The sequence below is a fragment of the Enterococcus sp. AZ196 genome (assembly GCF_050498845.1).
Taxonomy (GTDB): domain Bacteria; phylum Bacillota; class Bacilli; order Lactobacillales; family Enterococcaceae; genus Enterococcus_A; species Enterococcus_A murrayae.
In genome coordinates this window covers 3,399,084-3,411,157 of record NZ_JBIPAM010000001.1, presented here as the reverse complement: position 1 = coordinate 3,411,157, position 12,074 = coordinate 3,399,084, and the positions used below count along the sequence as shown (strand labels likewise).

Annotated in this window: 11 protein-coding genes; all 11 read right to left on the bottom strand. The window is 38.8% G+C overall.

What is annotated here, in order from left to right; all coding sequences use genetic code 11:
• Window positions 1-13: 13 nt before the first annotated feature.
• Complete coding sequence (locus tag IGI67_RS16395; protein ID WP_429957979.1) at window positions 14-2,530, bottom strand: ATP-binding protein; 2,517 nt, start codon at window positions 2,528-2,530, stop codon at window positions 14-16.
• Entirely contained in the window at window positions 2,505-2,969 is a 465-nt protein-coding gene (locus IGI67_RS16390) for a TcpE family conjugal transfer membrane protein (protein ID WP_429957978.1), read from the bottom strand. The genes IGI67_RS16395 and IGI67_RS16390 overlap by 26 nt, the downstream gene beginning before the upstream one ends.
• An 11-nt stretch (window positions 2,970-2,980) precedes the next feature.
• Entirely contained in the window at window positions 2,981-3,322 is a 342-nt protein-coding gene (locus IGI67_RS16385; protein WP_429957977.1) for a TcpD family membrane protein, read from the bottom strand.
• Window positions 3,319-4,197, bottom strand: a complete 879-nt coding sequence (locus IGI67_RS16380) for a conjugal transfer protein (protein ID WP_429957976.1) — start codon at window positions 4,195-4,197, stop codon at window positions 3,319-3,321. The genes IGI67_RS16385 and IGI67_RS16380 overlap by 4 nt, the downstream gene beginning before the upstream one ends.
• 360 nt (window positions 4,198-4,557) lie before the next feature.
• Window positions 4,558-4,938: a hypothetical protein gene (locus tag IGI67_RS16375; RefSeq protein WP_429957975.1), complete on the bottom strand. Its 381-nt coding sequence runs from the start codon at window positions 4,936-4,938 to the stop codon at window positions 4,558-4,560.
• Window positions 4,939-4,947: 9 nt separating this feature from the next.
• Window positions 4,948-5,511 carry a hypothetical protein gene (locus IGI67_RS16370; RefSeq protein WP_429957974.1) on the bottom strand — a complete coding sequence of 188 codons (564 nt, stop codon included), beginning with the start codon at window positions 5,509-5,511 and terminating at the stop codon, window positions 4,948-4,950.
• 11 nt (window positions 5,512-5,522) lie between these two features.
• Complete coding sequence (locus tag IGI67_RS16365; protein ID WP_429957973.1) at window positions 5,523-6,236, bottom strand: class A sortase; 714 nt, start codon at window positions 6,234-6,236, stop codon at window positions 5,523-5,525.
• A gap of 80 nt (window positions 6,237-6,316) precedes the next feature.
• Window positions 6,317-8,377 (bottom strand): MSCRAMM family protein, encoded by a 2,061-nt coding sequence (locus IGI67_RS16360; protein ID WP_429957972.1) that lies wholly within the window; start codon window positions 8,375-8,377, stop codon window positions 6,317-6,319.
• A gap of 120 nt (window positions 8,378-8,497) precedes the next feature.
• Window positions 8,498-9,673, bottom strand: coding sequence for a replication initiation factor domain-containing protein (locus IGI67_RS16355; RefSeq protein WP_429957971.1), 1,176 nt, complete (start codon window positions 9,671-9,673; stop codon window positions 8,498-8,500).
• 473 nt (window positions 9,674-10,146) lie between these two features.
• Window positions 10,147-11,574 carry an FtsK/SpoIIIE domain-containing protein gene (locus IGI67_RS16350; RefSeq protein WP_429957970.1) on the bottom strand — a complete coding sequence of 476 codons (1,428 nt, stop codon included), beginning with the start codon at window positions 11,572-11,574 and terminating at the stop codon, window positions 10,147-10,149.
• 6 nt (window positions 11,575-11,580) lie between these two features.
• The gene (locus tag IGI67_RS16345; RefSeq protein WP_429957969.1) at window positions 11,581-12,069 is read right to left on the bottom strand and encodes an antirestriction protein ArdA; all 489 of its coding nucleotides are present in this window, start codon (window positions 12,067-12,069) and stop codon (window positions 11,581-11,583) included.
• Between the last annotated feature and the right edge of the window lie 5 nt (window positions 12,070-12,074).

Here is a 12,074-nt window from a genome sequence, read left to right as displayed (position 1 = left end):
TTCTCTCCTCCCGCTATGCGGCTCTGTAGCTTTCTTCTGCAGAAGCACTCTTATTTCGTGCAACCGTCCGTAAACTTTCAGTAACTTCCTCAAATGGGCAGTAGACCAGCATTCGATTCCAGCGGCCATAAATATCTAAGTACACGCAATGGTATTGCGGCATTTTTTCTAGAAACTCAAGATTTTTCTCGTTTACTTCCAACCCGAGATGCCGCAGGATCTCTTCTCGTTCATCCGGATTATCGAACGCAAAGATCCGGCCAAAGTTTCCGGAGTCATCATCTGTTTGTGTGTCTTTGATGGATTGTGTAATCAATACTAACGTATTGGAATAGGTTCGCCCAACGCGTCGCATGGCTTTAATGATCTTTCTTCCACCATCTGAACTCGAAAAAAGCCATGCTTCATCAAAAAGAACGTACGTTGTTTCATTCCGATCTTTCAGGCCAAATTGTTCACAGAATCGCCCGAGGCACATCATTAAAGCCACGGACTTTTTCTGGCTAGAGGTATAATTCCGGATACTTTCTGTAGATTTCGGCACATCCAATCCAGCAACTTCTAAAATCGTCACTTTTGAAGTCACATCCAACCCTTTGATCTCGCCTCGCGAAAACGCCAATTCTAAAATCGAACCCTCGATTCGCTCAAACAAAGCACGTCCCGTCTTTTTCGTTTCTTCATTGTTGCTGTCGAGCATATAATCCACAATAGTCAATATGCCGACACACTGTCCTTCTCCTTTTAAAGAACGAACATGCTTAATTCCTTTGATCATATCGGTTTGAGCGTCTTCACGCTCGGAAAAGTCATAAATCTGTTCAAAAATTGTTTCAACCGTATCTTGTAAAGACACGCCTTCTAAATAATTGAAGGGATCCAACACTCCATGGTTTTCCGGGTTGTTTGCATCCAATGTCACAAAGTTAAAAGAACGAATGTAGTCTACAAATAACGGATAATTCTCTTGATAATATGGATTGTTGGCGACTTTCAATAGCCATTCCTTGTACTCAGATTTGGGATCAATATAGAGTCCACGACCATTCAATAAGCTGCAATAAAAGAAAATTAATTTTGCTAAAAAGGATTTCCCACCGCCGGTGGGACCTGTGATCGCAATATGTGGTGAACTTGATGCTTTACCCGCCACATCTGACTGATTGGCTAAATTGGGATTCAATAAAACTACTTTTCGACACGCTCGAGCAATCGCGTCCGGTTTCAAACCAGATACGTTACTTAATTCAGAGACACGCCCTATCGCAAAGCCAACATTGTCGCCGATTCGATTGCTGGTTCCTAACATCAACTCGGAAATTCCCTCAGCGGTTGTATAATGTGCCCAACTCTTGATTAGATCACTCTTTTGTCCTGCCAAGAAGTAATGAAATAGTTTTGCTTGATCTGCAATTCCGCTAACCACTTCTACTCGTAAAGACTCGCAGCGATCGATCACTTCATTTTTTCGTTTTCGACATTCTTTCGCTGTTTTCCCAAACACCACAAATGCTCCTTGCCACTTGATCACCGGCACACGTTCTTCGATTTTTTCATCCAGGTCTAGCAGAATATACCGATTTAATTTGCCGTTTTTCGTTTCAGAATCGCCCGTTTTCAGAGACTCAATCGCAAAATTTTTCAATCGTTTGTTCGCTCGATTGCTTTTCCCTTGCAGACCATTCGTTCCTTTTAACGACTCAAACCGACCCTTAAATGCAAACTCCACAGGAAATGGCAACTCTTGGACACGATCCACTACATGATTAAACCGTAGGTTTTTAGCAAACTTAAAAATTGGTAAAATTGCCACATAACTTTTACCTTCAGGCGCAGACAGTTCGATTAGGCCTTGGTCATCATAGGTATCGATAATACTATCCGTAAGTGAATAAGAACCTGTAAAGCTTTGCGACATGTTCGATAAAGCACTTTCTAACCCTCTAGCAAACGGATAATGTACATGGTGCATCAATTCTTGTTCGGATAAGCGGTGTCCTTGAACGGCCCCAAAGCGTTGAAACAACATTTCCTCTAAGCTGCCATATCGTTCAAAGAACGTTTCATCAATCATCATTTCATAGCCTGCGACAGACAACGTTCGACTAACGAATTGATCTGCCATTTCGCCCATTTTCCCTTTTAGCGTTTCTGAGGCAAAAACTTCACTCAATTTCACCCCAATAATCCAACGCTCAGAAGTAATAAAGCCTAACTCCCGATCCAAAATTTGAACCGTTCGTTCCGTGATGTTTTCTGCTAATTCTTTGTATTCATTCGCAAAATCCCCAGAAAGCTCTTTGACCCGCCCATCAATATCTAAAGTTATCGGTTGTAGACTCATATCAATGTCGCGGTACCGGCGTAGTCCTTGCAAGAATTGGCTCATGACCTCTTTATGTTTTTCTTGCTTCTCTCTATTCTGATTGGTAATGCTGACGGCTGGTACTTCATAATAGGCCCAGACGTCATTACTCTTTGTTAATAAAAAATTCTCATACACTTTAGCAACTGGTACGGTCAATCTCATGGGATCCCCCCTTTCGTTTCACTTGGATATCCGATACTTTCTTTCGGTCATAAGAGATTCGATGTTTGACAATAGTTAACTTTCTTCCTTGATGAATCCCTTTTTTAGGAAAGACAAATGTCCATAAGTAGGAAAGATAATCAATGATGAATCGGTGGACTTTTTTCCCATCCGGTTCAATTCGATTGAATACTTCCACTAACCCAAACGGGATCAAGACAGACAATCCTAATGTCCAATGGTTGAAACCTATCGTTGAAAATAAAGCGAATGCCGTCATCACAAAACTAATCCCTGCCACAAAAATGGTTTGTCCAGAAATCGCATTTCGCAACCGTAATTTTTTTGTCAGTTCTTTTACCATATACGGAGACTGAAACGGCTCTCGATAGTCAAATACGAGCTTTACTTTTGAAGTTTCTCCTTTCTTTTTCTCCATTTGAACCTCCTCTAAAACCCAAATTTTGTCGCAAAAAAGCCCAATTTATCTAAAAAGGCCGACGGGTCTTTAATAAAGAAATAAATGATGCCTCCTGCCACAAATAAAATGACTGCTTTTGCGATATCTTGGTTCATAAAAAAGCGAATGATCCCAACCACACAAGCAATTGCGAAAAGCGGGGATACCCAGTCAGATAATATATAGCTTGAAAAACTCTTGGCAGAAGGGCCACCATCCGCAAATGCTGGCATACTTATAATTAAACTTAGTGAGCTAATAACTGCCGTCCAGAGCACTTTACTACGAACTATCAATGGACTATTTAACAGATGCTTCATTCTTTTTTTCATTTAGTGACTCCCCCTAATTCATGTGAAAATTGCTTAATATAGAAGACCTCACCTTTTTTGGTGATATCAAACATAAACGATTCTCTATGAGTATTTTTCGATCCTTTTTCCTTCAACGTCACTGTGTCAGTCACTTTGTATCCCCCTTTGTCTTTATAAACGGATGGTTCCGAATCAGAGATTTCATAGCCCTTTGGGGCTACCTCCGGACTCTTCATTAGATACGTCACCTGCTTCTTGTCTCCTGACGTATAGTAAAGATAGAATTCCTTCAGAAATGCCGTGACTCCTCCTGCTTCTTCTTCTGAAAGCTTCTTATACTGACTGAAATCCACTTTTCTCTCAGTTACTTTTTTTGCAACCAATTCAGGAACAGACGTGTAGTAAGGCAATCCTATTATTTTGAATCGTTGATCCTTTTGGATCAAAGGAATATTCAATAACACTGTTTGATCTGCTTCTTCTTGATCCGTGTAACGTTGTTTTTCTGAAATTGTCTTTTTTCCCTCTTTTCTTTGAACCATTTTTTCCTTTTCAACAGGATAAGAAACAGTATAATGAACCATATATTGCGCAATCATTGCTCCAGATTCTTTTTTGAAATGGTATAAGGTTTGATTTTTCAATGTTTGTACGCTGTTTCCTTCTTCTTCTGTTGAAATTGTTGACGCATAGTATTCTTCTAGCTGCTCATTTCGCTTGGATTGCTCTTCACTACTATTGGATTTATTCATATATAGTGGAATAAAAGATGCGAGAAACCGTTGGGCTAGAAGACGATCAAATTCCTGTTGGCTTTCTCCACGCAACGTCTTTTGAATCACCTTAATAGCTGCTCTATTACTCGTCGCATTCACGTTTGCACGCTTTCCCATTAAAAATCCTAACGGAGCAGAGATGAGCAAAAAAGTAGCTAGAATCATAAAAATAATCCTAGCGGTCTTTGGTTTTAGTTCTTTTTTCTCCTGGAGGGCTTCGGACTTTGGTACCTTCCTTCTTTTAATGAACTGCATAAGAACGTCCTTTCCATTTTGACTTGTTTCTTGTTAAACTATAGATATACAGCACCCACTAATTTGTTGTAGCAATATGCGGAAACATATTGACAAAGGTTTTCCATCAATGATAGCTGTTAGCTTATAGTAGTGGCTATAAGCTGACTTCTCCTAACATCCTACCGTTACAATTGGTTGGTCCTCATAGGAATAGGTTCCGATCCATTCATAAACCGATTCTCATTTCTTTTCTAAAAACCTGAATCGGCTAACGACATGCAATAACTCTTTATACCCAACTTGTTCACAATATAGTTTAATATCCTGTGGAATTTCAGAGCCAATGTATCTCGCCTTGTAAAAGTCATAACGATAACCCAGTGATAATCCCAGATCCGTATGGGCGATACTTCCTTCAATAATGAGGCTGGTCACGATGGACAACTGTCGTTCATAGACCACGGACACGTACGGAGTAAACGGAAGATCATATCTCTTTAATAACCGACAAACCCGCAAATACTCTTGCATTTGCTGTAATGTTGGATTACTGGTAAAAACTGAAAAACCGTATTTTTTATGCAAAATACGGCTTAATGGCAAACTATATTCTATTTTCATTTCTCTTCCTCAAAGAATTCTGTCAGAAACTATCTGATAAGAACGAATCAGCGGGTCTTCTACAAAGTGATTTTTCAACTGCTGATAACCGAGCCGTTGCATTGTTTCATTTACTGAAATACGATCGTTCTCATATCCTCTCAAATATTGATCATGCTCTTCAAAATATTTTTGTGCTTGATCTCGTTCATATTTTTCAATAAATTGTACATCCTGATTTGAGAAGACTTGTCCAGATAGCAATTTTTCAGACTTTAACAATTCAATGTAATAGTAAACAAAATTATCCACAGTTAATTTTTCATCACGACAATCAAATAAATCTAAACGGTAAACGCCGAAATCTGTCACTTGTTGCTGTAAATAGGAATAATCAGGGGCCCGATAATTGGATGAATAGTATTCATACCATGATGTTTCAGCTTTACGTAATTCAGCCTGCAATAAAACCTTTGTTCGCTCAGAATCTACGGATGCAAAACTTTTCTCTTCCAAGATATATCGAACCATTTCCTCATATTTATAAAGGTATTCTGCTAACTGGATCTCTGAACCAGTTTCTACGTATGTCATTGACCTCACCTCTAATCAACAATTGCAGCACGCACCATAAAACGGTACTTCGTACCGTCCACTGCCTGATCACAAGTAACCAGTGTTAAAAGTCCCTCCCCTTGTGAATCAAAGGTAACATAGCTGTCACTCTTAGTGATTCTCTTTGTTTCAATTACATGGTAAATGGCTCGATTATTTCTATACATGATCTTAATTGAATCACCATAATTAACACGTTTGATTCCACCAAATAAGAGTCCAGCATCCGTCATATAATGTCCAGCTAATGAAAAATTTCCTTTCTTTAGTTCTTGTCCAGCTTTCATCGTTCCAGCACCAACACTTAAATTGGCTTGACTCACTCCCTCTAAAATGGGTAAGTTCATTCCAATACTTGGGATTTCAAGTAATCCTGTACCAAATGAACGGGTCACTTTCTTCGCATCAACTTGATTCATTTGTGATAATGTTAATCTTTTAACCTCTTTTCCAGAGTAATCAACCTTCTTTTGATTCCTATGAAGAGCAGAAGACTTACCCGAAACAGCTGAATTTACTACCGAAAGTGCTTGATGGTCATTCTTTCTTTTCATTACCTTTAAAGCGATCTGTTGCTTCTCTTTGGTGACATTATTGAATCGCTGCTGTTGGTACATGTAGTAAGTGAAAATACTTAATCCAGTAAAAAAAATAGACAGAAAGAATGCTAGTTGTCCTTTACGATATTTGGTCCAAACTCTCATTATACTCACCTCTGAAAAATCATAAAATGGACTTTGCCTACAGTTTGAGAGCACCCTAGCGGATGCCCCCATTCTTTGCTTTACGCCTGCTTATATTTACGAATGAAGTAGACAGCTACACCGATCGCAGTCGCAATACCTGCAACAACTAATCCCAAGAACCCTTTATTTTGGTAATTCGTTGAACCTGTTTGAGGTAGTTCCTCATGTTTATGATTGTTAATCGCCATATATTCAAATACCTGCCCATCATTTTTCAGTGTGATATTCTTCTTTTCAAATGAGCCATCATAGCCATCTGGTACTTTTGTTTCTTTCACACTGTACGTATCATTTGATTGAATAATGAAAGTGACAATGCCCTCTCGATTCGTTTTCTTTAGTGCAACTGTTTTTCCTGCCTTATTTGTCTCAGTAAATTCTGCGCCAGCCACAGGGTTACCAGATTCATCTTTTTTATGAATAATGATTTTTCCCTTATCTTGGATATTCTTGGCTGAATACTCGAAAGTCTGACCATCATTGGCTAACGTAATATTTTTTTGATCGAACATTCCATGATAACCGAATGGATTTTTTGTTTCCTTCACTTCATACGTATTGTTTGATTGAATATCGAAAGCGACATTCCCCTCTATATCTGTTTTTTTCACAGAAACCACTTTTCCATCTTTTCCATATTGAGTAAATTCAGCGTTGGCTAGTCCCTTTCCAGCTTCATCTATCTTATGAACGATAATCCTTCCTTTATCTTGAACATTTTTCGCTGTATACTCAAAGATCTGTCCATCATTAGCCAGAGTAATATCTTTTTTGTCGAATGTTCCGTGATAACCTAACGGATTTTTGGTTTCTTTCACTTCATACGTGTTGTTCGATAGTAGGTCAAACGATACCTTTCCATCGTTATCTGTCTTCTTAACGGCAATAGTTTTGCCATCTTTTCCATATTGAGTAAACTCTGCACCAGCTAAGTCTTTCCCGTCCTCATCTTTCTTATTGATAAAAATGATTCCCTTATTTTGAGAATTTTTGGTCGTATAGTCAAAGGTCTGTCCGTCTTCCTTAAGCGTAATATTTTTTTGTATAAAGGATCCGTGGAACCCCTCTGGGGTTCTTGTTTCTTCCAATTGATAAACATTTCCCGATTGGATAGAGAAACTAGCTAATCCTTTATCATCAGTTACTTTCTTTGTCTGATTTCCCTTCTGATCTGTTAATGTAAACTCTGCGCCTTTTAATATTTTTCCGTTATCGTCTACTTTCTTTACATTCACTGTTCCGGATAGTTGAATTAAGAATTTTGTTAAAAAGTTCGCCGTATGTTTTATTCTAGAAATCATGACTGTTTGAGAGCCTTCTTTTGTCCACGCAATCGGAGTTCCCTCTGCAAAACTACTTTTCGCTGCATAAGTTCCATTAACCTTTGTTTTATCCTTAGGTGTTACTGAAGCAGATAAGCCATCAGTTGCTACACTAAATGCGACATTCGCATCATTGTTTGTAACTGTGTCATATAAATGAAGATCCACACCACCAGAATCAAGCTTAGTTGTCTTTCCATAATTTAGCAGAGTGGTTTTACCATCAAAACTTGGTTTCTTCAAATAGTCATCTATTGCTTTTGATAGTTTTGCCTTTAATGTGGAGAAGTCAGGAATACCACTGATACTCGTTACCTTTATTCCATATTCCGGCAGGCTTTCCCACACCAACGCTCGAGCGACCATTTCTTCGTGTTGTGTCTTATTTGGAAAGACTCTCGTCCACAAGCTTGAGGCCAATTGTGCTCGTTCTGATACCTGATCAGTAGGAATTGACTCATAATCCTCTGTCGTAGGTCCTCCAGATAGAGGTACGCCTGGTTGGATACAAAAAACCATTTCTCGATCCCCATTTTCTTTCAAGACCGCCATACTTGCAGTTCGATCGGACCAAGCTTCTCCATGTCTGGTTCCAGACAATGTATAAATGTGATCTAAATCGTAATAGACGGTTCCACTTTCATAAGGAGTCATTCCCATCTTCACAGGTTGAGAGCGTTCCGTAGCCTGGACGTTTACAAATCCCAAGCCCAAAACACTTATTAAACAGGTCAATGACGACAGTATCTTTTTTAAGTGAACTTTCTTTTTACTCACGTTTTTCCCTTCTTTTCTACTATTTTTACGTTCTTAATTTATCTTTGATGATCTTCGTTGCATCAGATAATAAAATAGACGCCTACATTTCATTCGCCTTAGAGCCCTTATAGCAGGTAGTTATTCTTTTGGTTCCACAATCATATCTTTGAGTTTCATTGTCTGCACCTCAATGATGTGTAGCTGCTTTTCACTGAACTCAATTTCATCTAACATCTCTTGATACTCTTGTGTCCCTTTTAACTCATCCACTTCCTGTATCATTTTTGCAGTAGCTGCCGCTGTTCGTTTGAACCAGTTCTTAGAACGTTCATACAATTGATCATTCGGTTCTACCGCTAAGCGCATTCTTTCCGCATCCCCTAAAAAGAAATCCCATTTCTTATTTATTTTCCAGTGCTTTCGTAAAACCCCGAATTTACTATCAGTAAACAGCATGTAATCTCTCATAATCCCTAGAATGATCGAAGGCAGATCCCCTGTTCGAAGAAATTGATCAATAACTAACATCGCTCGTTTATTCTTGAATCTCAGTTCATAGCGATTCTTTATCGGAACTTCGTTTACTGGAATATTTAATTTTCGTGCTTGTTCGTAATCTTTTTGATAGAAGGTAATATAAAATTCACTTCTTTTTGACCCAAAATAGATACTCGTTCCTTCTTGACGCTTTTCTGCAATACTTCCTGATCCATTGAATTCAAATTTTCTAAATCGTGAGATTAATTCCTGCCTCAATACTTTATTTAACAGAGTAGGAATACTTAAGTATTCTTTATAGTCATTTATAGCTAAATCTAATCTCGTCACTCTGCATCGATAATCGAGACAAGCATAGAAAAAATCAAACCAAGTTCGTCCTTGTGCTTCAAGAAAGGCTTCAAACTGTCGACACCCCTGACCAGATAATTGAACGAGCACACCACGCTCATCATTATTTTTTGAATAGAGCACCTGAATATAGTCAAGACGGTAGCCTCCAACGTATCCGTACATGTGTGACTCTATTTCTTCAAAAAACTCTTGGCGGATTCCCAACACCTCCGTAAAAATTTTATCTGCCTTTTTTAATGGAAAACTCACCCTCAAATAGTCAATGATTGCTTCTAGGGGACTTTGTCTTTCCCTTTCCGCAATATAATCTAGAATTTTTTGTAACGTCTCTTCCGAGACCTTATTCCTTCCATTTTCCAGATCACAAATAATTTGACGGCTCACATTTACTTTTTCTGAAAATTCTTTTTGCGTCATACGAAATCGTTTTCTTGATGCGCGAATACTCGTTCCAAGCACCATTCTCTCACGTTTGCTTATCTGCTTTCCTCCTTTCCATCAATTATTCATTTGTTCTATATTTAGTTGACAAAATGGCCCTTTTTCAATTTGAACGTGCGCCTAAGAAAAAAGGCTTTAACTCAAGCTTTATTCTTTCTTTTTTCTTCGATTTCTGTCTTCACTACCCCCCTGTTAGAATACGGGGGGTAAGGCTTGACAGGCTTTGCCTGCCAAGCCAGGTTTTCCCGTTTACGAATGCTTGAAAGTGCCTCAAAACCTTCGTCTTTCACGAATTTGTATGGATTCTGCCTGCAATGTCCCAAAGGAGACCTTTGGGACATTGCTGCATTCACCGCTGGGTGCTTTGGCACCCAGCTCTCACAAGGAGACCTTGTTCGTTCTGCACAGAATGCAACAACTTCGGAAATCCTTTCAACCCAGCATTCGCTAGGGAACCCCCTCCCATACCTTTACTCTCTAATCTAACGCGTGCCTTAGACACCACCGTTTGTATCTAATTCTTGTTCAATCGTGTCCTTTTCCTGTTTATCCAATGGTACCCGTCCATAATCTTCTTCGATCATATGGGGAATTTTTAGCAATGCTGCTTTAAAGTCATAGTCTTTCGGTACTAATGGTGCATAAAATTCTCTTGGATCTTCAGATAAACTAATATATCCTCTTCCACGAATGTTATTATTAAAGAAGTTTTTCTTCTCTCCAGCTTTCCCAAATATCTGAAGATAGCCTGTTGCCTCAAGCTTTCCAAGTGAGAGACGAACACTAAACTGATCCCGTAGTTTTCCATCGATGTCTTCGACATCTGGCCGCTGTGTAGCCAATATGACAAATACTCCCGCCTGTCGCCCTTTAAGAATAATTTGTGTCAATGGTCTCATAATTTCTGAGCGTCCCCTGAAGTCCCCATTTACCTCAGCCATCAGCGCACTCCACTCGTCAGCAACTATAAAGTACGGTTCCATATCATAGTAGGTGTAATCTTCTCCCCATTTATACTGTGCGTGCGTCTTCATATAGACGAAGCGTTCCAACATTTCCTTCTCAGCATCTTTTAGACACCGCGTAATCCGTTCCAGCCCAGTAAAAGCATGATTCTTAAAAACAGGTAATTCTCCGATAGAGGCTAAATCCGCATTCTTTGGATCACAAATGTACACTGTTCCTATCTTGGCTAGATTCTGAATAAGGATGAAAAGAAAAAAACTCTTTCCTCCGCCTGTTCCACCACCTATCAACATATGTGGGTATTTCGCATACTCCCATACGAAATCCCTCATCAATTGAATCGATGTTTTAGTAACCATTACCTCTTCCACAGATAATCTGTTCGTTCCTAAGCCAATTAATAATTTGTATTTTGTATAACCTAATTCACTAGTTGTTTCAATGAGATCTGCAAAAAACATTTGTTCAAGAATAGGCCCCAGTTTCAGCATTTGTTCATGATACTTTTTTCCATCTGTTGGAACAGTTATTTCGGTTATGTGGTTTCCATTCCAATAATATACATTGGGGAAACGAATCCTTTCTCTTACTTTTCCATCCGTTCCTTTATGTGTTTTGCGATCTACCCAATTACGACTGATCACCATTCTAGCCAGCATCTGTCGATGCAATACTCGGGCGAAGAACACTCCTTTTGTTTTAGAATCTCTTCTTACGAGTGCCAACACAGCAAAAAGCATACTAATTATCAATAAAATTTCCACGCTAGGTAAAAGTATTTCACCATAGTCAACGTTCTTTCCTTGGCTCTTTACAAAAATTCGTTCCAGTTTTGGGTAATAAAAAAAGCCTATCCCAACTAGAAAGGGTAGTGCCATCAAAAGAAGATATAGATTATAGATATTTTTATGGAAATTTCTGATTCTTATTCCGCGGTAATGGATCCATTTATTCATTGCATTTCACCCGACTATTATAAACATGCCATCATCAACATACAAAATATTCCCATTGATCCGCCAATCACGCCCGAGTGATTCATAATCAATATAGAACTCTAATTCACTGGGAACATTGAAATACCCTTCATCGATAATATACTGACCATAAAGTTTATCATTCGTTACTCCTTCGACAAAGATGATATTCTCCCAATCATTAAGCAATTCTTCAAAACTCCCATAGTATTCCTCAATCAATTGCTTTACGTAGGCTTCAATATATGTTGGAAGTTCATCCAGCTCTTCTGTCATTTGATTCAATTTGTCGATAGAGTCAAATTCCCCTATGGGGAATGGGGCCTCATAGTCAGTGATGATGTATTCCTCATACTGTTCATTCAGTCCAATTTTCTCAGCTATTGTTTGGAAAGATACTGGAAGATCGAACCACATTCCTTTTATCAATCCAGAATTCCTCATTCCTAGATTTTCAACAAAAATTCGAACCATTTTGT

Bases quoted from the DNA above. Each gene is read 5' to 3' on its own strand.
- IGI67_RS16395 (WP_429957979.1), bottom strand. From the start codon at position 2,530: ATGAGATTGACCGTACCAGTTGCTAAAGTGTATGAGAATTTTTTATTA.
- IGI67_RS16390 (WP_429957978.1), bottom strand. From the start codon at position 2,969: ATGGAGAAAAAGAAAGGAGAAACTTCAAAAGTAAAGCTCGTATTTGAC.
- IGI67_RS16385 (WP_429957977.1), bottom strand. From the start codon at position 3,322: ATGAAAAAAAGAATGAAGCATCTGTTAAATAGTCCATTGATAGTTCGT.
- IGI67_RS16380 (WP_429957976.1), bottom strand. From the start codon at position 4,197: ATGGGAAAGCGTGCAAACGTGAATGCGACGAGTAATAGAGCAGCTATT.
- IGI67_RS16375 (WP_429957975.1), bottom strand. From the start codon at position 4,938: ATGAAAATAGAATATAGTTTGCCATTAAGCCGTATTTTGCATAAAAAA.
- IGI67_RS16370 (WP_429957974.1), bottom strand. From the start codon at position 5,511: ATGACATACGTAGAAACTGGTTCAGAGATCCAGTTAGCAGAATACCTT.
- IGI67_RS16365 (WP_429957973.1), bottom strand. From the start codon at position 6,236: ATGAGAGTTTGGACCAAATATCGTAAAGGACAACTAGCATTCTTTCTG.
- IGI67_RS16355 (WP_429957971.1), bottom strand. From the start codon at position 9,673: ATGGTGCTTGGAACGAGTATTCGCGCATCAAGAAAACGATTTCGTATG.
- IGI67_RS16350 (WP_429957970.1), bottom strand. From the start codon at position 11,574: ATGAATAAATGGATCCATTACCGCGGAATAAGAATCAGAAATTTCCAT.
- IGI67_RS16345 (WP_429957969.1), bottom strand. From the start codon at position 12,069: ATGGTTCGAATTTTTGTTGAAAATCTAGGAATGAGGAATTCTGGATTG.